Source organism: Paenibacillus sp. FSL F4-0122 (assembly GCF_038002845.1).
In the GTDB taxonomy this organism is placed as follows: Bacteria; Bacillota; Bacilli; order Paenibacillales; family Paenibacillaceae; genus Paenibacillus_AQ; species Paenibacillus_AQ odorifer.
The window spans coordinates 5,121,671-5,146,994 of record NZ_JBBODI010000001.1 but is presented as its reverse complement, the minus strand read 5'-3'; the positions used below and the strand labels follow the sequence as shown (position 1 = coordinate 5,146,994).

Here is a 25,324-nt window from a genome sequence, read left to right as displayed (position 1 = left end):
AGCGCATCTCTAAAGACCTACATCAATCTCCTTCTTTAACTACGACCGAGTCCCTAATCTGCTCAAAAGTCAACGGTTTATAGTTCCAATGCTCTACACAAATGTTAAAATGATTGTTTCCCTCATATTTTTGCCCATGAATATGGCCGTGCACATTTACGTAAGGCATATGTTTATTCATGTACATAGGCTCATGTGAGAGGAAAAAGAAATCCTTATAAATCAAAGGATATTCACTAACCTCATCAAAACCTGCCTCAAGCCACCAGCTTCGGCTGCGGCCGCGATCATGATTGCCAAGGATCAGGATTTTGTATCCATGCAGCCTGGCCACAATCGCACGAGTCGCCTCCTTATTAAAAAAAGAAAAGTCTCCCAAATGAAATACTTTATCGTCCGGATTCACTACCGAATTCCAACTTTCAATCATAACTTCATTCATTTGCTCTACATCGTTGAAGGGTCTGGATTCAAAATCAATGATCAACTTATGCCCAAAATGATGATCTGATGTGAAAAAAACCTTAGCCATTTGCACCCTCCCTTTGTTCCTATTCTAATGACAGTATGTATGAAAAAAGCTCCGACTACCCATAAACCCTAGGAAAGTCGGAGCCCCGAGGACTTTTCCGCCTAATTTCTCACGAAATTATACGTATCATTCTATGTCATGAGGCGATGACGGAATACCTCTTTATTGTTAATGTTACTTTTCCCAGTCGCGCCGCTTACTCGAACGTTTATTAACATCACTCTGAATCAGTTCAGCTAAAGGAGGCGCCTCCTCATTGTCAATAAGCCAGCCACGCATCTCCTTGATCGCTTCCACCTGTCCATTGCCTTTGTCACGCCATGTAAGCAGTTCAATAACTCTAATTACAAGCGCTAAGAGACTGCTATTGCTGTTTTGCGACTTTTCAGCCCGGATTTTTTGAAATAACGCTTCATTTTCCCAATCTATTAATATTTCCTCCGCTATAGTGGGCCGCATTACCGTGAAGGTCTTATTGCAATTATCGCAACAGACGACAGATATTGGCTCTGCTTTAAATTTCACTTCAATCTTCTGCTGGCAATATTGGCATGTAAAACTAACCTGCATTTCAGAAGGTTTATTCTTCACTAGACAGCCCTCCTCATGATGACATTAAAAAGTTACTCCTAATGTTTACCCATTTCTTTTGAGAAATGACCCACAGTGCGGAAGGTATGTAAAGACTTTTTTATCAGAACAGCAGTAAATTCATAAAGAATCGCATGAGAAAAGTGAGTTACTCTTAAAACGCCTCGCGAATATGACTAAGTGAAGCTAGGCTAAGATCGTCATTTAACAAGACGCTAATTACATCAAAAGAAACCCGCCGTTCCTCATAACCCTTCATATGCAAATAAACCTGTGTTGTATTCCGAACCTGGTTTATTTTGCGAGCATTCACCGATTCTTCTGGAGTTCCCTGAAGCAGCTCTCCACTGCGGCTACGAACTTCGACAACAACAATACAGTCTTCACGCTCCGCAATGATATCAAGCTCTCCAGTACGACAACGCCAATTCCGTTCCAATATCATATATCCACTAGAAGATAGGTACTGCACAGCTCCGTTCTCTGCAGCAGTTCCTTTCTCTTTGCGGTTATAGTGTTTTCTTACATATGGCTCTTTCATTCTTGTCCCCGTTCACCAGCAGAACGATCGCTTTGATACACAAAGCTGAGGATTTCCGCCACCAGCTGATAGAGCTCAGACGGAATCTGTTGGTCCAGATCAAGCTTTGAAAGAACCTCCACGAGGGCTGCATCTTCCTGAACAGCAACCCCGCTCTCCTTAGCCTTTTGCAGAATAAGGTCTGCTATCGCGCCTTGTCCCTTGGCTACTACGACAGGAGCCTCGTTTTGTCCGGGACTATATTTGAGAGCGACCGCTTTTTTGAGCCCTTGTGAAATTGGCTGTACAGGCTCATTCATATACGGTAATCCACTCCTTTGTAAGCCTCAGGAACATAATCAACAAACTTATTAGTATTGGAACCAGCAAGCTCTTTAGGTAAATTCAATTCTGGCAAGGGTTCGGTTCTTAAACCTGATAATTGATAACCGATGGATTCTACTGCAGTTTTTATATCATCACGCCGCGTCTCCAGCAGCTCAAGCACCCACGGATGATCATTATGAAGCTTAAGACTAACGATTCGATCTACAACCTGCACGTCTACCAATGTCTGCCCTAGCTGCTTCATGTCCAAATCGAACCATAATCGACAGTTAGCTGCATCCAACTCCCCTTTGCGGCCCCGCCTGGACTGGATATGAACCGATGCAGTTTCCTGCCCATCTGGACCTTGCAGCGGCAAGAACAGTGTAACCTGCGCGAAGGGAGCAGTCCGGTCTGTATTCAGCAGCAGCTGTTGGCCTGTCAGCTGCTGCACTAGCCCGCTCGCGGCATCTTTTACCGCGGGCGGCACCTCGCTGCTGCTCATAAGCTGCAGCAGCACGCCCTTCAACGTGTCGGCAGCTTGCTCCCCGCCGACACTGCCTAGCGCGGCTGCAGCTGTCCCCGCTGCCGCTCGCGCCGTCTCCGCGGCCGGCAAAGCACCGCCGCGCACGGCCTGCTGCTCGTGCTCCGCACCGAGCAGCTTCAACACCCGCCCCACCCACGACTCCGCATCCGCGGGTGGGGCGGTGTCTGGCTGCACCGGCGAAGCCGCAGCAGCCGTGGTCTCCCCGCGCGGCGCTGCCGGCGCGGGGGCAGGATCTTGTCCCGCCGCGTCAGCGGGCGGAACGTTCGCGAGCTGCGGCATGCTGCCGCGCAGCTCGGTGAGCACGCCCTGCAGCTTCGCGAGCAGGGCAGCCCCGCTAAGCGCAGCAGCTTGGCTTGCTGCACCAGCTTGGTTTGCCGCAGCAGCTTGGCTATCTGCACCAGCTGATCCAGTGGCGCTTGTATTCGCGCCACTGACACTGCCCTGCGCTCTATCTTTATTTAGACTCATTTCATTGCCATGAGTTTCGCTCCCATTAGAACTATTTTGATTGTTTACAATCCCGTCCCCTTGCGTGTTAGCGGCACTACTCTGAGTCCCGGCAGCAATCGTAGAAGTTGTCTTCCCAGCCAAAGGTTCACCAGTATTTCCACTCTTCAAGAGCTGAACAACCTCACCAGCCTCTTCGGGCACCAGTGGCTTGGCAGTTACAATACCGGTTTCATTCTCAGGAGCTTCAGCTGTACTCGCAGCTGCACTTCCCGATATTTCTGATTTCACTGAATTCAAAGGAATTGCAGGTTCGTCAGAAATAACTCCGGCTCCCATTGCCCCTCCCGTTGCAGCAGCACTTCCGCTTGTAGTAGTAACACCAGTGCTACCTTCAGCAGGTTTACTTACAGGTTGTCCAGTCCCTTTAACCGCCACCTGGTCCATTTCCGCATCAGCATCACCTGCTGATACCGCTTCCCCGTTAATCACAGCGCCTGTACCTGTCGTTACAGGAGCATTCAGCTTTCCGGTTTGGGTACCCATTTCAGCTTTAGCTTCAGCTGTTGTTGTTTCTTCACCGGCGACTTGACCTGCCCAAATCGTAATCTGTTCTTCGAGCGCTGACAAAAGCTGATGAAGCTGCGGACCAAAAACCGCCTGCTGCAATCCTTTCACACTTTCAGGGGTAACCGGCAGGCCCCGCTTTACAGAAATGACAGCTGCATCAAGCCACTCTGAGGTCGGCACGCCCGCAGGTTTCGCACTCATTACAGCATCCAGAATCGCCGCTGTCTCTTTGGTAAGCGGAATACCACCCGACTGCATCGCCAACACAATTTCCCGACCCGCTTTGGAGTCAGTAAGCCCAAGCGATTCCAACGCCTCGCCCATGTTTTGCGGCGTAGCTAACACCATTTCGCCGAGGGAGACCGGCTTCAATACGGGCAATCCGCCTTCTCCGGGTGCTCCAACCTGCAAGTTCAGGGTCTCTCCTGGCAGTAGTGGTGTTTCCAACTCCGCACGAACAGGTGTACCTTGAATCTGCACAACGGCTTCTTTTCCCGAATCCGATACAGACAAAACAACACCACGTACAACTTGCCCTTCTTTTAATTCCAAAGACTTGGCCGCTCCCGGTTTATTATCCCCGAGCAATCCGCGGATCAATGTTCCGATATTCATACCGTTTCTCCTCCCTCCATTTTCTCTCTTCTTACTATATCGGTATTAATCCGACTTTTTTGAGCGGTGAATTTATCCAAGCTCAAGCGCCTTTGGCGTCTTTTATATTCTGATATTTTAAAAAAGGGTTTGCTGTTCAGCAAGAATCTTCCCAATAAAGCTGCGCCGATGCATAGGTGTCGGACCTAACGCCGTAATTTGTTCCCTGTGAAGCTTGGTCGCATAACCTTTATGTATCGCAATCCCATAATCAGGGTATAATTCCTCCCACACCCCTTCACACAGTCTATCTCTTGTTACTTTAGCTATAATCGAAGCTGCCGCAATGGACTGGCTGTTAGCATCCCCTTTTATGATCGCCTGCTGCGGCAACGGAAGATCTACTTTTTCAGCATCGATTAACATATAGTCCGGGGTATGACTAAGACCTTCTACCGCTTTTTTCATCGCCAGACGAGAAGCCTGCTTAATATTAATTTCATCAATCATGCGGGAATCCACATAACCTACACCAATAGCTATCGCCTGCTCCATAATAATCTCGAATAAGGCATCTCTTTTTTTCGCTGTAAGCTTCTTAGAGTCGTTGACGCCATCAATAATAAGCCCTTCCGGCAAAATCACCGCTGCTGCAACAACATCCCCAAACAAACAACCTCTGCCTACTTCATCTACGCCGGCTATACGGCGATAAGACTGTTCCCAGCCCTCTTTTTCATAGCTCAACATATCTATCGTACTCACGAATCTGTCACCGCCAATTATAATTTATTCTATAAACTACATAAGTCAGCTTACCATAGTAAAGCTCACATGGTCATGTACAAATAACCACTCCAATTTGATCCAAATCGGCAAAAAAAAGAGCCCCCGAAAAATTCCGGATGGCTCTTCCATACCCATTCATTTAAACGCCTTTAAGGTGTTTCCAGCGTAAAACGACCAAGCTTACCTGCCCGCAGCTCATGCAGCAAAGCACGTGAAGCTTTTTCCAGATCAACACGTCCACCGCTAATCAGACAACCGCGTTTGCGGCCCACGGCTTCCATAACTGCGACGATCTCATCAGGGTTCTCAAGATCCTCAGGAAGCTTCTCAATACCAAAGCGTTCTTGAAATCTGGAACCATAATCCTTCACCAAATACTTCACTGCATAAAAAGCAATGTCCTCAATGTTCAGGATTTCTTCTTTGATCGCACCCGTCACTGCCAAGCGGTAACCCACGTCTTGATCCTCAAACTTCGGCCATAAGATACCAGGAGTATCCAGAAGCTCCAGATTACCTCCTGTTTTAATCCACTGCTGGCCCTTAGTAACCCCCGGGCGGTCACCCGTAGCAGCGATACTCTTACCAGCCATTCGATTAATCAGCGTTGATTTACCGACGTTAGGAATACCGACGATCAATGCGCGCATAGCTCGTGGGTTCATTCCTCTTGCGATCTGCCGATCAATTTTTTCCTTCAGCAGCAGCTTGACCTGCTCCGGAATCTCCTTGACGCCTGTTCCAGTAGATGCATCCACAGGATGGGCAACATGCCCTTGTTCCTTAAAGTAAGCCAGCCACTTCCGAGTAATTTCCGGATCCGCCAGATCCGCTTTGTTCAAAATAATTAATCTCGGCTTGTCCCGCAAAATATCGTCAATCATCGGATTGCGGCTGGAAAGCGGCAGACGGGAATCGAGCAACTCTATAACAACATCAATCAGCTTCAGCTTATCCTCGATTTGCCGCCTAGCCTTCGTCATATGACCAGGAAACCAATGAATGGCCATTGCCGTCACCTCCTTTGACTTCTGTCAACTTAATGGTTAATCAGTGTAATATCTTTTATCGGCCAGAAGATTAAATCTGCACGACCCACAATATCACCCAGCGGCACATAGCCAATCATCCGGCTGTCTGTACTATCCGAGCGATTATCCCCCATAACGAAAATATGTCCTTCTGGTACAGTACCATCCGTGAATTTTTCATTTGGGAAATCTTTATTATTATACAGAGCGTTGTTACTATGCGCAGCATCAATAGCGCCTTGGATGTAAGTCTCGTTAACAACCTCACCGTTAACTGTAACTACATCTCCTTCTACTTTCACAGTATCTCCAGCCACACCAATTACACGTTTAATAAAATCTCTGCCTTCAGATGGCACGTGGAATACAATAACCTCACCCCGCTGCGGTGATCTTATATCGTATAAAATTTCATTAACGATAACACGTTCTCCCGTATGGAAATTAGGCTGCATGGAAGGTCCATCTACAATAAAAGGCTTGAATAAAAGCCAGCGAATCAGTATAACCAGAACTAAAGCAATCGCAATGGCCTTGACCCATTCCAGCACTTCATTTTTCTGTTTACGTGGGTTCTGCTCGCTTGATTCCAAAGTTTCGCTTTGTTCCTGCTGCATAGTTCACCGTCCTCTCTTAATACTACTCTTACTATACAACACAAAAAAACTCCTGCCAAAAACCCCTCCACAGATACTCCTTCAGGAGGCCTTTTCGGAGAAGCTTATCCCCAAGCGTATATGTCACACGCATTGTATACCAAGCTAAAACGCCCTCAGCGTCCTTTTAAGGACGGTAAGCGTTTATGCGAGAAATTTAAGAATAATGTATAACGTAAAACTTATGCTTTTCTTATATTTTCAAAAAAAAATAAAGCGAAAGGGGCTTGAACTCAAGCCCCTCTCCTCTGTCACTATTCTAGCGACGAATTTCTTTAATTCTCGCTGCTTTACCACGTAGTTCACGAAGGTAATAAAGCTTAGCACGACGCACTTTACCACGACGAGCCACTTCGATTTTTTCGAGTTTAGGCGAGTTGATTGGGAATGTTCTTTCCACACCAACACCGTAAGAAATTTTACGAACCGTAAAAGTCTCACTGATTCCACCGCCACGACGTTTGATTACAACGCCTTCGAACAACTGGATACGCTCACGAGTTCCCTCGATAACTTTTACATGCACCTTCAAAGTGTCACCCGGACGAAAACTAGGGATATCTTTACGAAGTTGCTCTTGCGTAATAGCTTGTAGGATATTCATTAAGGACTTCCTCCTTCCGTACAGGTGTTCTTGCCTCTTCCGGAGAGATCTGAGCTCTCCCTCATTATCCGCAGCGGACCACCGTATTCCACACAACAGAGTTAATAATATCATAAAGGACGGGCTAATACAACTTATTTTTCTATTTTATAACGGTAACATATCTCTTTTTTTTGCCTTAGACTGGCAGTCTTTACACAAGCCGACCACGGTTCCATTGTCTTGAGCATAGAAGATCAACTTTCCATTCTTCTTCTTGCAAGAAGAGCAAGGCTGCTCTCCTGGACTCTGTTTGGCTTTGCGATGACTGTCCATTGAGATCACATTACTGCTAGTGGTGCGCAAAGGATTGCTTGAGCTGCGTGTTTTCTTTTTCTGAACGATATAATACCCAACACCCAGCGCTAGCAAGACAAGCAAAATAACTACATATTGCATCTGGCTCCCTCCGCTCTTCATGATTTAATTGAGGTAAGAAAATAAAAAGACCGCCCTGTGATGCAAGTAAGGCAACGGTCTATATCGTATTCGCAAACTATCCTTAGCACATCTCACTATAAAAAGCGCTTTTCAGTAGCTGCTGAAGATTATATATGAGCGCATCTTCGCTCTTTTTATATGTACCTTACTCATTTTAATGTGAGCGTAAGATCTATATTTCATTTTAGCACAATTGAAATTTGAAGTGTAGTGAACACTTTTTAAATACCTAGTCTTTGGTCCAGTATATTAACCCGCCTACAGCCGTTTTTACAATAAATCCCCATAGGCTATACTTACAGAAGTACGTACATAACGTAGCGCTTAGGGAAGAACACATATACCCAAAAATAAGGAGGATTTTATTCAATGAAAAAGAGTAATACAACTAGCGTAATGGCAGCTGTAGCCGTCTTGTCCATCGTACTTCTGGCAGGATGCACAGAGTTACCGGGTAGGCAATCCGCTAATAATGAACTAGGAAAGAATATTACTGAAGATGTGCAGCAAAATATTGGTGAGGCTGTGAAGCAAGAGCTGGGTAAAGCCGCTGCAAGCGTGGAGCAAGCCGTTCAGGATACAGCTACCAAGGTGGCCGACGAAGTTAAAGCAAACAGCATTAGCAAAGAACTATCCTTATCTAAAGAGATCGGCTCTGCTTCAGTGCTTAGCATGAACAATGCAGTGGGAGAAATAGAGGTTACATCAACTACGGGTGATCAAATTAATGTGAGTGCGACAATCTTAGCCCATAACGGCTCCGCTCATAAAGCTGACCGCCAGAAAATTTTGGATGACGCTGAGATTTCAATAGACGTTAGTGGCGATACTCTGAAGGTATCTACAAATTCCAAATCAAATCCGAAGAAGGATTTATGGACTTGGGCTCAAGACAAATACGGTTATTCAGATTTTAGCATTAACTATACCATTGAGATCCCCACCCGTATGGATGAATATCAAATCACCAATAATGTCGGGCAAATTCGTCTCCGCAATCTGGACGGAAATTACCGCATCGTCAGCAACGTTGGAGCTATTGATATCGAAGGAGCTAACATCACCGGTAAGTCCACTCTAGAGTCTAATACAGGAAGCATACGTATGGATATAGCCGGAATGAAGAGTGATAGCCGTCTTAAAGCGACAACAAATGTAGGTAGCCTCAATGCTGTTCTAGCCGATGGCGTGAAATGTAGCTTGGTGGCTAAAAGTGATCTAGGCCAGATCACGGGGGTTGAGGGTGGCAAACGCGATGTTAACGGAGGAGGTCCTTTGTTGTCCTTAAGCTCAGATATAGGTGCAATTACAGTAGAGTAACCAACCACTAAAAACAGACCGTCCGGATTAGCGGACGGTCTGTTTTTACATCATCGTATCAGATTAATGCAATAGCCAACAGCGTGAACAAGCTGAGAGTTAAAATATTGTCAGCAGCATAAGGGTAACCAAAAAATGCAGAAGTCTGCACAGGTCCATTGGATCCTGTTCTTAAGTAAACATTATATCTGTCCACATCTGTAATCACACCTTCATGCTGTCTGCCATCAGTAGTCAGGATGCGTACCCTTCTATTCTTACAACGTAAGCAATTATAATAAGCCTCCACTAGTGTACTCCTCCTCATTCGTAATGATATACTCTATGGTGAGGAGTACAGGTCGGTAACGGCTAAGTTACATAGGTCATTTGTTTGGGTCGATATTTACTTTCCGTTCCCTGCATTTTTTGTATTCCCAAAGGTTATATATAAGGAAAGACATATTTCCGGCTTGTTATCCGTACCATCCTATCCATTCAAGGAGGCCAATCGAATGAATGTAGCACGTAAACAGTTTATTAAGGAAGGCGTACTGCGTATTACCATCTTTATTATTTTATCATCGCTTACCTATACCGTTCGCAACTATGCATGGGCAGTTACTGTTCTCGTATGTTTTGCGCTTTACGCTCTACTTACAGGAGTATATCGCCTCTTTCGCAAAGAGTAGAATGCGCCTCCACGAATTTTTATAGTTAACCAAACACCCCCTTTCCAAAGTGTTTTTAATTCTCCTTGAAGAGGGGGTGTTTACATTCTGATCAGAGTTACAGGGTTTGACCTCTCTTAGTAGGAACAATAAAACCATTAGATGTAGTGAACTTTCGTTCGCTACGCTCTAATGGTTTTATTGGACTTGCTTATTCATACTTAATTATTAATCTTATATGTTCAAGCTTTAAAGGGCGAATGGGAATTACGATTTGCGATTTGTATAATAATCGATAATATCATTCACGGTGCGGAGCGGCTCCGCATCTTTGTGGATCGTGTCCACGCTAGGCTTGAATTCTTCACGCGTCTTCGTAGTCACTTCAGTTCATTCCTTTCAATAGTTAAGCTTGCTGCATCGTAAGCTGCATATAGTATTACGCCACCTCTATCTATTACCCCAAATAGAAGAGTTCAACGCACCTATGCTCATTTGTTTTGGAAATTACGCAAAAAAAATACGAGATTATAGCCCTTCTTATATTTAAGTAAACATAACAAAAACGCCTCCTTAACGTAAGATACGTTAAAAAGACGTAAAATATGCCTGTTTTATTAAAATTTTACTCCGGCTTGATTTCATTTTTCAGACGTTCCAGTGTTTTCTTGTCTTTCAACGTTAGTTCTGCACTTTCGAGCAAATCAGGTCTACGTTCAAGTGTACGCTGTAACGCTTGCTCTCTCCGCCATACTTCGATGTTGGCATGATGGCCACTCAGCAACATATCTGGTACCTTCCAGCCGCGAAATTCAGCGGGTCGAGTGTAGTGAGGATATTCCAACAGCCCTGTACTGAACGAATCCGTGATCGCAGAGGTTTCATTTCCAAGCGCTCCTGGCTGTAGCCGAACTACTGAATCAATAACCGTCAGTGCCGGTAATTCTCCACCTGTTAACACGTAATCGCCAATCGACAGTTCATCTGTAACCAGATGCTCCCGTATCCGCTCATCGTAGCCCTCATAATGACCACATATAAAGATTAGATGCTGCTCTTGTGCCAGTTCCTCAGCAATCTTCTGATTATACGTCTTTCCTTGCGGGCACATAAGAATGATGCGCGGCTTCACAGAGGAAGGCGTCGGGACTGCAGATTCAGAACCATTCTCCAAAGGACTAGCCTCGATCCCCAATACATGTTCTACCGCTGCAAAGATCGGGTCAGGCTTCAGTACCATGCCCCCACCCCCGCCATACGGTGTATCATCCACACTGTTGTGCTTATTGCCTGAGAAATCACGAAAGTTCACAGCATTCAAAGATACAATCCCTTTTTCGCGTGCCTTACCAAGAATACTTGTGCTAAATACGCCTTCGCACATCTCCGGAAAGAGCGTTAGCACATCAATTCTGATCATGGCAATAGTCCTTCCATCAAGTGAACAGTAATTCGTTTGGCCTCAATGTCCACGTTCAGCACTACATCGTTAATTACAGGGATAAGGATGTCTTGCCCTTTAGCAGGCTTAACAACCCACACGTCATTTGCACCTGGCTGTAAAATTTCCGTAATTGTGCCAAGCGGTTCATTTCCAGCATCATCCGTATAAACTTCACAGCCAACGATTTGATGGAAGTAATATTCGTTCTCTGGCAGATCAACCAGATCATTACTTGGCACCTTAAGCAAACTTCCCTTATACTTTTCCACTTCGTTAATATTGGTATATCCCTTAAGCTTAACGATAAACATACCCTTATGCTCTCGAGCGGATTCTACAGTCACTTCGAATTTTGCACTGCCATCCGCAGGGATGACGAACAGCTTCTTGTCTTTAGCGAAACGAACCTCAGGAAAATCGGTATGGGATAATACTTTAATCTCCCCGCGAATTCCATGTGTATTCACAAGCCGGCCTACGGTTAATTCTTCCGTCATATAACCCTCTCCTTTACAAGCTTCATCTATATATTTGAACAAAAAGGAGCCGGGATATACTATCCCTAGCCCCTCATTGTACGCATTATTTAAGATAAAATATCTACAGTTACGCGTTTATCGCTCTTGACTGCTGCAGATGTGACTACTGTACGGAGCGCCTTGGCGATCCTGCCTTGCTTGCCGATGACCTTTCCTACATCATCTGGATGTACGGACAGCTCATAGACAATCAAGTGTTCTTTCTCCACAGCCCGTACCGTCACATCTTCTGGATGATCCACTAAAGCCTTAGCAATTACTCCAACTAATTCTTCCATAGAGGACCCTCGCAATCAGTCATTATTTCTGTTGCTTAAGCTCATGAAACTTCTTCATCACGCCTGCTTTGGAAAGCAAGTTGCGGACGGTATCAGATGCTTGCGCACCTGTTTGAAGCCATTTAAGAGCTTTTTCCTCATCGATCTTAACTACTGCCGGTTGTTCAATCGGATTATAATAACCGATTTCCTCGATAAAACGACCGTCACGAGGGGACCGGGAATCGGAAACCACTACACGATAGAAAGGCGCTTTATGCGCTCCCATTCTTTTTAGACGAATACGTACTGCCACGAAAAATCACCTCCTTATAATAGTTTCCAACATTAGTTGGACAGACATTCAAGATCATTTAAAAGGGAATTTCAGCCCTTTTCCACCACCAAGACCTTTAAGCTGCTTCATGGCATTTTTCTTGGAGGCTTTGCCGCCTCCGCCCATCATGCCGGAGAATTGCTTCATCATCTTACGCATCTCATCAAATTGTTTGATGAGGCGGTTGACCTCAGCGACTGAGGTTCCGCTGCCGGTTGCGATACGCTTGCGGCGGTTATGGTTAATGATCTCAGGCTGTTGCTTCTCCGCCTTAGTCATAGAATGAACTATGGCTTCAACGCGTCCCATTTGCTTATCGTCGACCTTTAAATCTTTAATGCCCTTGGCTTTGTTCATACCCGGAAGCATATCAAGAATTTGATCGATAGGGCCTAGCTTCTTCACCTGATCCATTTGCTCAAGGAAATCATCGAACGTAAACTCTGCATTACGCATCTTACGTTCCATTTCTTTAGCCTTGTCAGTATCAATGTTCGCCTGGGCTTTCTCAATCAGCGACAGCATGTCGCCCATACCCAGAATCCGCGAAGCCATACGTTCCGGATGGAACGGCTCCAGCGCGTCGATCTTCTCCCCTAAAGCGGCGAATTTGATCGGGCAACCGGTAACAGCTTTTACTGACAGTGCAGCACCACCACGGCTGTCGCCGTCGAGTTTCGTCAATACGACCCCTGTAAGCTCAAGCTGCTTATTAAAGCTCTCGGCTACATTCACGGCGTCTTGACCTGTCATAGCATCTACTACAAGAAGTACTTCATCAGGATTTACAACATTGTGAATCTGCTTGAGTTCTTCCATTAGTTCTTCATCAATATGCAGGCGGCCTGCTGTATCGATAATAACATAATCCAGTCCGTTATCCTTCGCATGTTGTACAGCTTGTCTGGCAATTTCTACCGGACTAGTCTGATCACCAAGCGAGAATACAGGAACCTTAATCTGTTCTCCCAGCACTTGCAGCTGCTTGATAGCAGCAGGCCGGTAAATATCTCCCGCAACCAGGAGCGGACGATGATTGCCCTTCTGTAACAGCTTAGCTAGCTTACCCGAAGTGGTTGTCTTACCAGCCCCTTGTAGACCCGCCATCATAATGACGGTCGGTGGCTTGTTCGACTTGGCCAGCTTCGCTTGGCTTCCGCCCATCAGCTCGGTTAGTTCCTTGTTGACGATGTCGATAATTACCATGCCAGGCGTAAAGCTGTCCATGACTTCCTTGCCGATGGACTTTTCTTTCACCTTAGCCACGAATTCTTTAACTACCTTGAAGTTAACATCGGCTTCCAGAAGGGCTAACCGCACTTCACGCATAGCTTCGTTTACGTCTTCTTCGGATACTTTACCTTTCCCGCGTAGCTTGCTGAACACATTCTGCAATCTTCCGGTTAAACCTTCAAACGCCATATGCAGATTTCTCCCTTCATGCTACTCTAACCTCTGCAAGCGATCCACGATCTCCGCGAACCGAAGTTTATATTGCTCAGGCAGCATCCCATTCTCCGGCAGTCTGCGCAGCTCTTCTAAATATTTAGTACGACTCTCATGTTTCACTAATAATCCAAGTTTTTCTTCATAATTCTCAAGGACTTGCTCAGCCCGCTTAATATGCTCATAAACAGCTTGGCGGCTGATTTCAAATTCAGCGGCGATTTCTCCCAAGGAAAAATCATCGTGAAAATAATATTTAAGAAACGTTTGCTGCTTATCTGTAAGCAGTCGTTCATAGAAGGCAAAAAGCAAATTGATACGATTCGTTTTCTCGAGCCTATTCTCCTGACTCATTAAGGACAACCCCTTCGTCAAGGAAAAACACTTTACACCTTCACAACGTCCCTTATGATACCTAAAAGAAAGAGAGATGTCAAGCACTTTTGCTTGTCATCTCTTTCTTTATTAAAAATCCATATTTTCCGCGATAAATCCGCTTGAAATTATTGGATTGGCAGTACATAAATCAATATGGCGAAGAAATGTGTGACACTGCCTGCAAGAACAAATACATGCCAGATCGCGTGATGGAACGGAAACCCTCTCCACACATAAAAAACTGTGCCTAGAGTATAAAGCACTCCGCCAGCCATCAGCAGAATCATACCACCGTCCGCTACAACTGCCGAAAGAGGATTCCAGGCGATAACAATCAGCCAACCCATAGCAATGTAGAATACCGTAGACATGAACAAAAACTTTTTAACAAAAAACGCTTTGAAGAAAACGCCAAATACTGCGATCCCCCAAATGACTCCAAATAAACTCCAGCCAAGTGTTCCCCGAATAGCTACTAGCAAAAAGGGAGTGTACGTGCCTGCGATAAACAGATAAATAGAGGAGTGATCGAAAAATTCGAACAAATCCTTCGCCTTGCCCTCTCTGAGACTATGCACAAGTGTTGAATTGAGATACAGAAGCAGCATTGTCGTTCCATAAATGGAGAAGCTGACCACATGCCATGCCGTTCCTTTCAGACTTGCAAAAACAACAAGCAGGACAAGTGCAGCGACGCTTAATACAGCTCCGATCCCGTGCGTAATCGCATTCGCGACTTCTTCTCTCCGGGTGTAGGTGTGAGTATTTGCCATATCCATATCCTTCCGTCTAAGCTTTCTTTCTATTATACCACGCGGACCTCACTGGATTACAGTTTGTAAATCTCCGTGTATTTCTCCTCCAAATAATCAGCCAGATAATCTGGACTGAGCGGCTCACCTGTTACTTGTTCGATAATTTGCGAAGGGGTCAGGCTTTTTCCGAAACGGTAGATTTTTTCTGTTAACCATTCTTTAATCGGCAAAAGATTTCCCGCAGCAATCAATTCATCGTAGTTCGGCAGCTCCTTGCGGAGTGTATTCAAGATTTGAGCGGCATACATATTTCCCAAAGAGTAGGATGCAAAATATCCGAAGTCTCCACCGGACCAGTGCACGTCCTGCAATACACCAAGCGCATCATTAGGCGGTGTAATACCTAAATATTCTTGATATTTAGCATTCCATACCTGAGGCAGATCTTTGACAGATAGACCTTCATTAAAAATAAGCTTTTCGATCTCGTAACGCACAATAATGTGCAGATTGTATGTAAGCTCATCTGCTTCAATTCGGATGAATGAATTTTCCACACTGTTAATAGCCCGGTAGAAATCCTCTACATCTACATTAGCAAGCTGCTCTGGGAAATGCTGCTGTAGATCACCGTAATAACGTTGCCAGAACGCACGGCTGCGGCCGATCATATTCTCCCATAGTCTCGACTGAGATTCATGAATCCCCATCGATGCGCCTTGAGCCAGTGGTGTTCCCACTAAATCTTGGCTGATATTTTGTTCGTAAAGCGCATGTCCACCTTCATGCAGTGAACTGAAGACGGCACTAGTCACGTTATCAAGTAAATAAGCGGTCGTAATACGAACGTCACCTGGATTCAGCCCTGTAGCAAAAGGATGCACACTCTCATCCAAGCGGCCTGCGTCGAAGTCATAGCCCATTTGCTTCAGAATAAAGTTACCAAACTTTTGTTGCTGCTCTTTAGGGAAAATCTGCTGCAAGAAGCTGGTATCAGGTTTATTAGGTGAAACAGCGATAGCTTCCACTAACGGAACCAAGCGGCTGCGGAGGCGACTGAACACTTCATCCACCTTCTCTACCGTGAGATCAGGCTCATACATATCTAGTAGCGTATCGTAACGTGTGCCATTTACACCCCAATAATCGATGAACTCTTGTTTCAGAGCTACGATTTTGCTCAAATAAGGTTCAAATGTAGCAAAGTCATTGTTCTCCTTAGCTTCTTCCCAGATCGTTTGGGAATGAGCAGACAGGACAGCGTACTCTTCAAATCTTTTGGAAGGAATACTCTTACTGCGCTCATACTCTTTGCGGCAATCGTTGACGATCTTTTGTTGATTAGCTGTAAGCTGGCTCAACACTTCTGGACGACTGAAAAATGCTGTGAAGTCACCCATCTCCTGTGAAATCTCGAGTCTGAACAATTCTCCACTCAGCATCCCAATCGTACCGGAACGAACTTCTACTCCCTTACGCGGTGCACCTGTCCGCAAATCCCAGTGCATTAATTCTATGGCCTCTGAATATCCACTAATTTTTGCCAATAACTCGCTGAATTGTTCCCATCGTTCCTTTACTTGTTGTTCCATTCTACTCCACCTGCTTTCTCTGTTTTACAGACTCCTCTTGATGATACTTTTTTGAATGAGTATAATCAACTTCAGAGATTACATCTCTAATTTTAAATATTTAATGAGTTACATAAGAAGCAGAGCATGCTTCGAACAAAAATCAAGGAGCGTGAACAGGGCTATGATGATTCAAGTTACACCTCTCGCAGAAAGGAAGTTGAAGGAAAGGCTTGGAGATCAGCCAGGATTTTTCAAGCTCTTTTATGATACGGTAGGCTGCGGGTGTGACGGAATTAATGTGTTACTGATTGTTTCAGAAGTGGAGCAAGGCGATTCTAGGATAGAGACGAATTCTCTTCCCTTTATCGTAAGCCGGCAACAGGAAATCTTTTATGAAGACAAGATGCGACTCGATGCAGAGGAACGTTTCTCTTCCTATAAGCTGGTCAGTGATTCTCAGATTTATGGCAACAATATCATGGTAAGAGATATGCGCAACGTAAGTACAATTCAAGGATTTTAAGGGAGGAAGCTAATATGAGCCACGTATCAGAAATTATTAACTTTAATAAAAGTTTTGTAGAGAATAAGGACTATGAAGCTTATTTAACCAGTCGTTATCCTGACAAAAAAATGCTGATCATCACCTGTATGGACACTAGACTCGTTGAATTATTGCCGAAAGCCATGAATTTCAAAAATGGTGATGTCAAAATTATCAAAAATGCTGGTGCGGTTATTTCTCAGCCTTTCGGTAGTGTTATGCGTAGTGTAATGGTAGCTCTATATGAACTAGATGCTGAAGAAGTAATCGTGGTTGGACACTATGAATGCGGTATGGCCTCCCTCAATGCGGACCATATGATCAATTCCATTAAAGAACGTGGCGTATCTGAAGAAGTGTTGTCTACACTGGAAAATTCCGGAATCAAACTTACAAAGTGGCTGCGTGGGTTTGACAATGTCGAAGAAGGGGTAATTCAAACTGTGGACCTGATTAAACGTCATCCACTGCTTCCCCCTAATGTACCTATCCATGGCATGATCATCGATCCGGCAACCGGAGCGCTTGAGCTTGTCGCTGATGGGTATAAGTAACGAATGACGACTCTCTAACTGCTGTTTGCGTGGATCCTGGATCCACGCTTTTTTTGTGCATAAAAGTATAAATTATGATAAATAAAATTGAAACCTTGTGGGGCATGTCTGCGTATTACCGACCATACACAAAAATTCATGCTCACAGGAGGGTTTTCGTACTAAATGAAACCAATGAAACGCGTAATGATGATTCTAATGGCCTTCACTCTATTTTTTGCAGTGGCTGCTCCAGACTTTGCCGATGCACGTCGAGGTGGCGGCGGTTTCAAATCCGGCACTCGCAGCTATTCAACAACTCCAAAAAAATCAACAACAACAAATAACATCAAAAAAAGTGACAGCACTAAAAGCTCCACAGCAGGATCTGCTGCTAATACGAAACGTGGATTCTTCAGCGGCGGCAGCTTAATGAAGGGCATGATGATCGGTGGTTTGGCCGGATTATTATTCGGTGGAATGTTTGGTGGAATGGGAGCTTTTGGTGACTTCCTAGGCTTTGCCGTTAATATGCTAGCTATCTATGTACTGGTTATGCTCGTGATGTCCTTCTTCCGTCGTAGAAAAGAACGTCGCCGCTTAGAAGAACAGGATGGTCGTTACTAATGTCTACAATCGTTCTAAGCATGGATGAGATCATCAATGCCCTCTGTCTGCACATGGCGGAACGAAAGGCTGTTCGCCCAGAGGATGTTCAGGTAGAACTGAGCTGGGAAGAAGATACCGGTTACTCTGCAGAGGTTTGGGTACAGGGCCGCAGTCAATTTCTAGTGGAGTCCAATATGATTGAAGCGATCCTGCGTTACATGCTCAGCGAATATGGTGTTCGCACCTATCGTGAAGATGTAAGACTGGACCTGGATGAGGAAATCACAGCGATTGTAAATACAGGGAACTAATGATAGTAAAAGGGACAACCCAAGGGGTTGTCCTTTTTGATATAACGCTATTCATAGAAATATTGCTTTACCGTCCCTACTCCATCTGCCACTTCAATTTCTGCATAAGCTCCATTAATAAAAGTAACCTGCGGCGGGACATGACCACAATCGATATCATAAACGATCGGTACCTTAAGCTCTTCAGAAAGTTCAGCATAGATATCCTCGGCAGTATAGTTATCCACAGGCCGATTAGCTGGACTTCTGCCAAACATAATCCCCGAACAATTCTCAAACCACCCTGCCAGCTTCATCTGCACTAAAGATCTGCGTAAATCCGCTGTGTTCAATTCACAATTTTCCAAATACCAAACTATAGGTTCGTCATGAATCATTTCTTGCTGAAAATGCTGGAGCTTTCCATAGGGCGTGCCGATTAAATGCCTAATTACATCTATACAACCACCCAACAGACGTCCTTTCATCGTTACAGCATCTGTAGTTAGAGACTTCCAATAGGTCTCCTCTGTCAAATGAAAAACGCATGGCGAAGGCACATCATGCTGCCATTCCCGCTGATATTTAAGAGATGAATGCTGGACAATGGACTCACCCACTGATGTCTCTAGAACCGCCTGCCAGAGGGCTGTAGTATCATCTGAATACTCTCCCCGTAAATCAATGAGATTCGCTCCGTGAGCAGTAGCCAGACCGGTTGTCAGCGTGACCGCAAGCAACAAGACGCTTATATCTGAATATCCCACGATCCATTTGTCCTGCAAAGCATCAAAATCAATATATTCCAGAGCTTCAATTAACAATTCCCCGCCCCAAGGCGGAATAAGGATATCAATTCCATCATCTTTGATCATCTCATTAAACTCATGACCTCGAACATTGGCTGGTGCAGATTTAGCCTTATCTTGCTTCCATGCCGTTTCGCCGATAATGACATTAAATCCTTGCGACTTCAACCGGCTGGAGGCCAGTGTAAGAAGTTCTGCATTTTGAATGCCTACTCCAGATGAAGGTGCTGTAACGCCTATCGTCGCATTCTTTTTCAAAAAAGGGTATCTAATCATATGCCACCTCCCAGAGTTTGTACCCATTATATCCCTAAAGTGATAATGAGAACACCTCCTTCTAACACATACTTTACGCCTACAAAAAAAGGACCTGGCGGGATGCGTCAACGTATGACCACAAATCCTGCACATGTCCTTCTTCAATTAAACCCAAGCACTAGATTAAAGAGATAGCAAGCAGTTCAAACAACACAAGCGGTAAAATCACATTATTATTGTATGGGGGACCTGGATAAGGTCCTGGATATGGGCCAGGTCCGGGGCCCGGATGAGGATGATAAGGCTGATGAGGGTTGTAAAACCCGCGGGGCATTTGCCCATTAGCCGCAACGTTCAGATACAAGTGTTTATTATCTACTCCGGCTATAACGCCTTCATGTACAAAGCCATCAATTGTCTGTACGTTCACCTTATGGTTAAGGTATGGCTTGCAAGATTGATGTAAGGAATCACGGACACCGTGCAGGTGCCGGATCACAGCAGGATCGGCCTGATAAATCACATTCTGTTGCTGCCCAGTGTTAAATGTCGACATGGATGTTCTGACCTCCGTAAATGGATTTGCTCCATTCTATGCTGAAGCCTAGATTACGGTGCCTATTAAATGGGCTATTCTTAGAATGGCAGAGCGACCTTCTCAACCTTAACATTTACGGAAACTAGAGACAGTCCCATCATATTTTCAACAGCATTTCTTACATTTTGCTGTAGCATATAGCAGACCTCTTGAATCACACATCCGTAATTAACTATGACCTGAAGATCGATGGCAACATCCACTTCTTTTACTTCAACGGACATTCCTTTTTTTACATTTTTACCGCTTAGACGTTTAGCCCAGTTGTCCGAGATACTGCTTCCTGACATGCCGGCAATACCCGGTGTGTCCAGAACCACTTGCCCGACGATCGAAGTCACCACATCATCTGAAATATGAATTAGTCCTTGCTCCGTTCCTTCATTCATAGAAATCCCTCCATAATGTTTTATTACCTTAAGAGATATCAGGACTCTCCTCTACCTCTATCTCTACCCGTCGTTGCTTGACAAACAAATAATAGGCCTTGGTCAAGACGATTTTAACAATCATATACAGCGGAATAATCAGCAATATCGCTATGATCCCGCCTAAATCCCCGCCAACCAATACCAGGATAATCGTTGTCAGTGGATGAATATCGAGCTTTTTCCCAAAGATGTAGGGAGCGATTAAATTATCCTGTATCTGCTGCGCTACCAGAACAATGATGATGGACCAGACGGCTATAGACGGCGATTGAATGAATCCGATGATGAAAATAGGGATACTAGACAGTATCGCACCAATAAAAGGCACGAAGTTCATCACAACTGCGATTACAGTCAACAGCAATGCATATTGCAGGCCGATAATAAGGAAACCAATATACATCAGAACGCCTAAGGCTAAATTAACAAGCACCCGGCCCACGATAAAGCCACTAAGCGCACTGTCGATTTCAGTCATCATTGTAGTTCCTTCTTCACGATACTTCTTTGGGAAGAAACTTACAATCTTACGTCCGAATTTCCCACCTTCCTTAAGCATGTAGAATAACATAATCGGAAAGGTGAATAAAATGATCGCAAAATTCGAAACAAAAGAGAACAGTCCTGAAACGTAATTCGTTAACAGCGTAAACCCTTTATTCAAATAATCCGTCAATGTGGAGGCTGGATTCGCATCAGCAGGGATCAACGCAGACAGAAATTCATTATCTTCTAGTTTCAATAGCTGTTGATTCAAGGAGGCAATGAGATTCGGCATATTATCGACGAAATTAACTAATTGTGTGCGAAGTGAAGGCCAAACACCGATAATAAAAGCAAACAGAAGCACTAAAATAACTACATATACGATGATAATCGCCAAAGAACGATTCAGCTTATATTTCTCCAAGGTATCGATCAGTGGCCGCAGCAGGTAATAAAAGAAACCCGCCAGCATTAAAGGCACTATAATGACACTGAACAAAGACAGGATCGGTGTGAATAAAAAATCTACGCGTGAGCCTAAAAATACAATGCCTAACACTAAAAGGATCGCTAGACAAACTCTGATGAAATTGTTCAGTTTAGCCATAGTTTCTCTCCCGTCTTCTGATTTGGATGTCTTCCAGCTCGTTATTTCGGAATCCGGATGGTGAACACCGTAGGTTCCTTCTTTCGGCGACTGAGATGAAGCGTACCCCCCATTTTCTCTGTATTTTTCATAGCTATCGAGAGACCTAGCCCTGTTCCTCCCGAAGCTGTCCGCGCTTTATCTCCCCGAACAAACGGATCAAACATTGTGGACCACAGCTCTTCTGGAATACCCACTCCAGTATCAGCGATTTCAATCGTGACTTCTTTCTCCAAAGGGATAACCTCCACACGCAAATGTGTACCTGGAGGATTATAGATCAGTGCATTGGAGATCAAATTATGAACCACACTCGAGAGCAGCTCCGCATCAAAGTTCAAGAACACATCCTCTTCGGGAACATTTAGATGCAAAACAAAGTTCTTTTGTTCAATCTCTCCGTAGGTATCTGCAATGATTTCACGAATAAATTCGCCCAGTTCTTGACGCTCCATTCGTAGCAAGAAATCCGGTGAATCTATTTTTAACAGCTCCAGCATGTTCTGAATCAGCTTAGTAACTTGTGAGGATTTATTATAAATATAGCTTAAATATCTTTTTTGGCGTTCTTCATCCTCGCCTCTACCCTCTACAAGCGCCTGTGCAAAGCCCTGTATACTCGTTATCGGCGTCTTCAGATCATGGGACAGATCAACCATCATCCGTTTCTTACTTTCCTCTGCCTGGCGTTTTTCTTTGGTCGTCTTTTCAATTACGTCTGCCATATAATTAAAAGTCTCTCCAATTTGCGAAAATTCCTTCTCTGCATATAAAGCGATTCGAGTATCATAATTCCCCTGAATCATCTGCTTCAGCCCAAGCGTGATGATACGCAGTGGTTTCCTGATTCGCCGCGCCACCCAATAACTGTACACGATAATTAGCAAAAGAATCATTCCCACACCCAAAAAGACGTAGTATGAAAGCGAATGATTAAAGTAGGCCACGAAGGGATCACTATTAATGGTGATGGTGATAGCTTCCCGCGGCAGCTTCAGCAGCAGCCACTCCGATTCGCTCTGAGCATTTACCGTGGTCAACGAGTAAAAGTAAGCTTGATCTTCTCCATTTTCCAAACTTTTTAAAAGCTGGTTACTGGTATATTGGGTTACACCGTCTTTTTTTTCTCCAACAACCTTGGTGACCTTCATGTCTTGATCCAAGACCTCGATCCATCCCCCGCTACGCAGAAGACGTTTGGTTTCTACCCCATGCTCCAGATTTTCTCGATAAGCACTAGCTTCCACCTTCAAATCAGGATCAGCAATTTTATTTTTTTCAAAAATATGGGTCACATCAAGATTAATAAACAAATAATATACAATCACAAGAAAAAACAAAATACAGATAAACAACAAAAAATCCAGCGTCAGCGATGATTGTAAAGGTCGTTGATCTCTATTGCTCCATAGGCGCTTCAATTTTGTATCCCAGCCCTCTAATAGTCTTTAAATATACTGGCTTTTTGGAGTCTTCCTCAATTTTTTCCCGGATATTGCTGATATGTACCATGATACTATTATCTTCGTACACATAGAAATCTTCCCACACGGCCTCATATATTTTTTTGCGTGTAAAGACTCGTCCAGGCTGCTTCATCATTAGTTCCAAAATTTTGTACTCGGTAGAAGTAAGCACCACAGGTTCACCTGATCGATAGAGCAGACACTGGCTTTGATCCAGCATTAATTCACCTAATACGATCTGCTCAGCTTCTTTTTCCTCAACGACTTGCGCATCGAAATGATGTACACGCCGCAGCAGTGCTCCAACACGGGCTACTATTTCTAATGGATTAAACGGTTTCGAAATATAATCGTCGGCTCCTAGTTCAAGACCCAGAATCTTGTCATGATGTTCACTTTTGGCGGATAAAAATAACACTGGAAAATGATGCACCTCGCGTATCTTTTTCAATAATTGCAGTCCATCCAGACCCGGCATCATAATATCCAGAATTGCCAAATCAACTTTATGGTTCTGCACCTGCGTTAAGGCTTCAGTCCCACTGTTCGCTTCCAAAATGTTGTACTCTTTCTCTAAATATAATCTTAGCAATTCCACAATTTCTGCTTCATCATCAGCGATCAATATTGTATACATGATAATCCCCCCATCTAACTATATTCTGTGATTATTAACAGAGCCTAAACACAATCTAAAGAATAGCTAAATTATCACATAGGAATAAAATAAAAATCGCACACGGGAAACCGTCCCATGTACGATCGTAATTTGTCTGGATTGTGAGGATCACTACTTTAAAAAGCTACGCCAATTCCGCCCTCCCCAGCATAGGTTCCCATAACCGGACCCATACTAGAGAGTAAGACTTCTTTGAAGGGATGCTTTTGTAAAATGCGTTCTTTAATCTCGAGTGCCAGCTTCTCACAATTACTGTGTACAATAGCGATAACCGCTTTCTCGTAATCATGCTGCTTCTCATCCAAATGCGCAAGCAGACGATTCAGTGCTTTTGGAAGACCCCGGGTCTTCTCCACTACTTCGACAGTGCCTTCTTCGCTGATTTTGAGCAGCAACTTTATATTGAGTACAGACGCTACGGCTCCCGAGAGCCGACTTAGACGGCCGCCTTTCATTACATTCTCCAGAGTGTCCAGCGTAAAATAAGCGTTAACTTCCTCTATCTGCTGAAGTACCTTTTCCTTGAGCTCTTGCAAGCTTGAACAAGTTAAGGACCACTGTGCCGCCAGGCCGACAATCAATGACAGCCCGCCTGAGAAGTTTTTGGAATCTATAACCTCTATTGCATTGGTATGTCCTTCATCCTTATACATTTCCATAGCAATCATAGCCGTCTGATAAGTGCTACTAATATTAGAGGACATACAAATGACCATAATGTCAGTTCCCTCCTCCACTTGCTTGAACTTCTCAAGGAATTCGTTGGGACTTGGACTAGCTGTGGTAGGCAGCTCCTTGGATTCGCGCATTTGAGCATAAAAGCTTTTCGTGTCCGTATCTGCCGGCATTAACTCATGCCCAAAATGAACCGGTAGGTGGATCACGGAAACATTATACTTCTCCATGTAGTCAAGGGGCAGGTCTGAACCGCTGTCTGTTATGATCTTGATTGCCATAATATAAGTACTCTCCTTTCAATATCAGTACTATTATAGCCACCATAAAATGAAATCTCCAGTAACCTTTATAACTTGAAAAATTCTTCGATCTGTGCTATGTCTTTCTTCCTTAACTTGTCCTTATATGATATGGTTTATGAATAAGCGTATAGAAATGGAGTGTATGTATGAGTAAGGGAAGAGTATGGAACAGAGGCAAACATGATGGTACAGGACTATCGAGAAAAAAAACCGTAGATCAAGAGGGTACAGCTTCTACTGAAACTGAATCCACAGAACCTTCGAAGGAACCTTCCAATTCAAGAATTGATACTGTAAAACCGATGAATCGCACAAATTGGGTGACCAGACCCACCCGAGTCAGCAATAAAGATTCGAAAGACAAACGATAATTCATACATTCTAAGATTTGAGGACCCAGATGACGTTATTGGCAAATTCCCAGCCTTCTGAGCAGAGTTTCGGACTCCAGAGCCGTTATTCCGTTGAAAGAGATTCATGTATGGTGTTTTTCGTGCCATTAGTGGCTATGCGGTCCGTTAGCATCCCAAATACGGAATAAAACTGCGTTTAAGGTCATCTGTGTCCGATAGTTATCTTTGTACATGCAAAAGTAATGAAATCCAGC

General features: G+C 44.3%; 33 protein-coding genes. 7 read left to right on the top strand and 26 right to left on the bottom strand.

Features of this window, described 5'->3' with window-relative positions; translation table 11 throughout:
- Window positions 1-22: 22 nt before the first annotated feature.
- From MHH49_RS22450 to MHH49_RS22405, 10 genes are all read right to left on the bottom strand, one after another.
- Window positions 23-532, bottom strand: coding sequence for a metallophosphoesterase (locus MHH49_RS22450; protein ID WP_076100363.1), 510 nt, complete (start codon window positions 530-532; stop codon window positions 23-25).
- Between the two features lie 174 nt (window positions 533-706).
- The gene (locus tag MHH49_RS22445) at window positions 707-1,123 is read right to left on the bottom strand and encodes a hypothetical protein (protein WP_051491578.1); all 417 of its coding nucleotides are present in this window, start codon (window positions 1,121-1,123) and stop codon (window positions 707-709) included.
- Between the two features lie 154 nt (window positions 1,124-1,277).
- The gene (locus tag MHH49_RS22440; RefSeq protein ID WP_038571990.1) at window positions 1,278-1,664 is read right to left on the bottom strand and encodes a YraN family protein; all 387 of its coding nucleotides are present in this window, start codon (window positions 1,662-1,664) and stop codon (window positions 1,278-1,280) included.
- Window positions 1,661-1,963 carry an EscU/YscU/HrcU family type III secretion system export apparatus switch protein gene (locus tag MHH49_RS22435; RefSeq protein WP_038571992.1) on the bottom strand — a complete coding sequence of 101 codons (303 nt, stop codon included), beginning with the start codon at window positions 1,961-1,963 and terminating at the stop codon, window positions 1,661-1,663. The genes MHH49_RS22440 and MHH49_RS22435 overlap by 4 nt, the downstream gene beginning before the upstream one ends.
- Entirely contained in the window at window positions 1,960-4,149 is a 2,190-nt protein-coding gene (locus MHH49_RS22430; RefSeq protein WP_076100361.1) for a hypothetical protein, read from the bottom strand. The genes MHH49_RS22435 and MHH49_RS22430 overlap by 4 nt, the downstream gene beginning before the upstream one ends.
- A gap of 117 nt (window positions 4,150-4,266) precedes the next feature.
- Window positions 4,267-4,878: a ribonuclease HII gene (locus MHH49_RS22425; RefSeq protein ID WP_076100429.1), complete on the bottom strand. Its 612-nt coding sequence runs from the start codon at window positions 4,876-4,878 to the stop codon at window positions 4,267-4,269.
- 188 nt (window positions 4,879-5,066) lie between these two features.
- Entirely contained in the window at window positions 5,067-5,927 is an 861-nt protein-coding gene (gene ylqF, locus MHH49_RS22420; protein ID WP_036688587.1) for a ribosome biogenesis GTPase YlqF, read from the bottom strand.
- A gap of 29 nt (window positions 5,928-5,956) precedes the next feature.
- On the bottom strand, window positions 5,957-6,565 hold the full coding sequence (lepB, locus tag MHH49_RS22415) for a signal peptidase I (protein ID WP_036688589.1): 609 nt from the start codon (window positions 6,563-6,565) through the stop codon (window positions 5,957-5,959).
- Window positions 6,566-6,863: 298 nt separating this feature from the next.
- Window positions 6,864-7,208 carry a 50S ribosomal protein L19 gene (rplS, locus tag MHH49_RS22410; RefSeq protein WP_036688590.1) on the bottom strand — a complete coding sequence of 115 codons (345 nt, stop codon included), beginning with the start codon at window positions 7,206-7,208 and terminating at the stop codon, window positions 6,864-6,866.
- A gap of 147 nt (window positions 7,209-7,355) precedes the next feature.
- Entirely contained in the window at window positions 7,356-7,646 is a 291-nt protein-coding gene (locus MHH49_RS22405; RefSeq protein WP_076100358.1) for a hypothetical protein, read from the bottom strand.
- A gap of 411 nt (window positions 7,647-8,057) precedes the next feature.
- Here MHH49_RS22405 and MHH49_RS22400 point away from each other — a divergent pair, with 411 nt between their 5' ends.
- Window positions 8,058-9,008, top strand: coding sequence for a hypothetical protein (locus tag MHH49_RS22400; protein ID WP_076100357.1), 951 nt, complete (start codon window positions 8,058-8,060; stop codon window positions 9,006-9,008).
- A gap of 58 nt (window positions 9,009-9,066) precedes the next feature.
- Here the strand turns inward: MHH49_RS22400 and MHH49_RS22395 are convergent, their stop codons facing one another.
- Window positions 9,067-9,297 carry a hypothetical protein gene (locus tag MHH49_RS22395; protein ID WP_036688596.1) on the bottom strand — a complete coding sequence of 77 codons (231 nt, stop codon included), beginning with the start codon at window positions 9,295-9,297 and terminating at the stop codon, window positions 9,067-9,069.
- Window positions 9,298-9,502: 205 nt separating this feature from the next.
- On the opposite strand from MHH49_RS22395, the gene MHH49_RS22390 reads away from it, so the two are divergent.
- Window positions 9,503-9,679: a hypothetical protein gene (locus MHH49_RS22390; RefSeq protein ID WP_155288145.1), complete on the top strand. Its 177-nt coding sequence runs from the start codon at window positions 9,503-9,505 to the stop codon at window positions 9,677-9,679.
- Window positions 9,680-10,283: 604 nt separating this feature from the next.
- On the opposite strand, the gene trmD is transcribed toward MHH49_RS22390, so the two are convergent.
- From trmD to MHH49_RS22350, 8 genes are all read right to left on the bottom strand, one after another.
- Window positions 10,284-11,075 carry a tRNA (guanosine(37)-N1)-methyltransferase TrmD gene (trmD, locus tag MHH49_RS22385; protein WP_076100428.1) on the bottom strand — a complete coding sequence of 264 codons (792 nt, stop codon included), beginning with the start codon at window positions 11,073-11,075 and terminating at the stop codon, window positions 10,284-10,286.
- The gene (rimM, locus tag MHH49_RS22380) at window positions 11,075-11,599 is read right to left on the bottom strand and encodes a ribosome maturation factor RimM (protein WP_038572005.1); all 525 of its coding nucleotides are present in this window, start codon (window positions 11,597-11,599) and stop codon (window positions 11,075-11,077) included. The genes trmD and rimM overlap by 1 nt, the downstream gene beginning before the upstream one ends.
- Window positions 11,600-11,688: 89 nt before the next feature.
- A complete protein-coding gene (locus tag MHH49_RS22375) occupies window positions 11,689-11,919 on the bottom strand; it encodes a KH domain-containing protein (RefSeq protein ID WP_036688600.1) in 231 nt (76 codons plus the stop codon).
- A 22-nt stretch (window positions 11,920-11,941) separates the two neighbouring features.
- Window positions 11,942-12,214 (bottom strand): 30S ribosomal protein S16, encoded by a 273-nt coding sequence (gene rpsP, locus MHH49_RS22370; RefSeq protein WP_036688604.1) that lies wholly within the window; start codon window positions 12,212-12,214, stop codon window positions 11,942-11,944.
- 54 nt (window positions 12,215-12,268) lie between these two features.
- Entirely contained in the window at window positions 12,269-13,657 is a 1,389-nt protein-coding gene (gene ffh, locus MHH49_RS22365; protein ID WP_036688607.1) for a signal recognition particle protein, read from the bottom strand.
- Window positions 13,658-13,678: 21 nt separating this feature from the next.
- Complete coding sequence (gene ylxM / locus MHH49_RS22360) at window positions 13,679-14,035, bottom strand: YlxM family DNA-binding protein (protein ID WP_036688609.1); 357 nt, start codon at window positions 14,033-14,035, stop codon at window positions 13,679-13,681.
- A gap of 149 nt (window positions 14,036-14,184) precedes the next feature.
- Complete coding sequence (gene trhA, locus MHH49_RS22355; RefSeq protein ID WP_076275221.1) at window positions 14,185-14,832, bottom strand: PAQR family membrane homeostasis protein TrhA; 648 nt, start codon at window positions 14,830-14,832, stop codon at window positions 14,185-14,187.
- Window positions 14,833-14,888: 56 nt separating this feature from the next.
- Window positions 14,889-16,406: a carboxypeptidase M32 gene (locus MHH49_RS22350; protein ID WP_076275220.1), complete on the bottom strand. Its 1,518-nt coding sequence runs from the start codon at window positions 16,404-16,406 to the stop codon at window positions 14,889-14,891.
- A 163-nt stretch (window positions 16,407-16,569) separates the two neighbouring features.
- Here MHH49_RS22350 and MHH49_RS22345 point away from each other — a divergent pair, with 163 nt between their 5' ends.
- The 4 genes from MHH49_RS22345 (at window position 16,570) to MHH49_RS22330 (ending at window position 18,385) form a co-directional block, all read left to right on the top strand.
- A complete protein-coding gene (locus MHH49_RS22345; RefSeq protein WP_036688616.1) occupies window positions 16,570-16,911 on the top strand; it encodes an iron-sulfur cluster biosynthesis family protein in 342 nt (113 codons plus the stop codon).
- 14 nt (window positions 16,912-16,925) lie between these two features.
- Window positions 16,926-17,486, top strand: a complete 561-nt coding sequence (locus MHH49_RS22340) for a beta-class carbonic anhydrase (protein ID WP_036688619.1) — start codon at window positions 16,926-16,928, stop codon at window positions 17,484-17,486.
- 174 nt (window positions 17,487-17,660) lie between these two features.
- Entirely contained in the window at window positions 17,661-18,092 is a 432-nt protein-coding gene (locus tag MHH49_RS22335) for a hypothetical protein (RefSeq protein ID WP_076100426.1), read from the top strand.
- Between the two features lie 8 nt (window positions 18,093-18,100).
- Entirely contained in the window at window positions 18,101-18,385 is a 285-nt protein-coding gene (locus MHH49_RS22330; RefSeq protein WP_076100425.1) for a YxcD family protein, read from the top strand.
- 47 nt (window positions 18,386-18,432) lie between these two features.
- Here MHH49_RS22330 and MHH49_RS22325 read toward each other — a convergent pair whose 3' ends face one another.
- The 7 genes from MHH49_RS22325 to MHH49_RS22295 all read right to left on the bottom strand — a co-directional run bounded on the left by MHH49_RS22325 (window position 18,433) and on the right by MHH49_RS22295 (window position 24,693).
- Window positions 18,433-19,449 carry a S66 family peptidase gene (locus tag MHH49_RS22325; RefSeq protein WP_339210217.1) on the bottom strand — a complete coding sequence of 339 codons (1,017 nt, stop codon included), beginning with the start codon at window positions 19,447-19,449 and terminating at the stop codon, window positions 18,433-18,435.
- Window positions 19,450-19,609: 160 nt separating this feature from the next.
- Window positions 19,610-19,987, bottom strand: a complete 378-nt coding sequence (locus MHH49_RS22320) for a hypothetical protein (RefSeq protein WP_036688624.1) — start codon at window positions 19,985-19,987, stop codon at window positions 19,610-19,612.
- Window positions 19,988-20,067: 80 nt separating this feature from the next.
- Window positions 20,068-20,418: an Asp23/Gls24 family envelope stress response protein gene (locus tag MHH49_RS22315; protein WP_036688625.1), complete on the bottom strand. Its 351-nt coding sequence runs from the start codon at window positions 20,416-20,418 to the stop codon at window positions 20,068-20,070.
- Between the two features lie 28 nt (window positions 20,419-20,446).
- A complete protein-coding gene (locus tag MHH49_RS22310; RefSeq protein WP_036688627.1) occupies window positions 20,447-21,553 on the bottom strand; it encodes an AI-2E family transporter in 1,107 nt (368 codons plus the stop codon).
- A 41-nt stretch (window positions 21,554-21,594) separates the two neighbouring features.
- Complete coding sequence (locus MHH49_RS22305) at window positions 21,595-23,013, bottom strand: sensor histidine kinase (protein WP_076143829.1); 1,419 nt, start codon at window positions 23,011-23,013, stop codon at window positions 21,595-21,597.
- Complete coding sequence (locus MHH49_RS22300; RefSeq protein WP_170914177.1) at window positions 22,991-23,698, bottom strand: response regulator transcription factor; 708 nt, start codon at window positions 23,696-23,698, stop codon at window positions 22,991-22,993. The genes MHH49_RS22305 and MHH49_RS22300 overlap by 23 nt, the downstream gene beginning before the upstream one ends.
- 155 nt (window positions 23,699-23,853) lie before the next feature.
- Window positions 23,854-24,693 (bottom strand): DegV family protein, encoded by an 840-nt coding sequence (locus tag MHH49_RS22295; protein ID WP_038572015.1) that lies wholly within the window; start codon window positions 24,691-24,693, stop codon window positions 23,854-23,856.
- A gap of 170 nt (window positions 24,694-24,863) precedes the next feature.
- Between MHH49_RS22295 and MHH49_RS22290 the strand changes: the two genes are divergently transcribed.
- On the top strand, window positions 24,864-25,088 hold the full coding sequence (locus MHH49_RS22290) for a hypothetical protein (RefSeq protein WP_076100352.1): 225 nt from the start codon (window positions 24,864-24,866) through the stop codon (window positions 25,086-25,088).
- The last annotated feature ends 236 nt before the right edge of the window (window positions 25,089-25,324 follow it).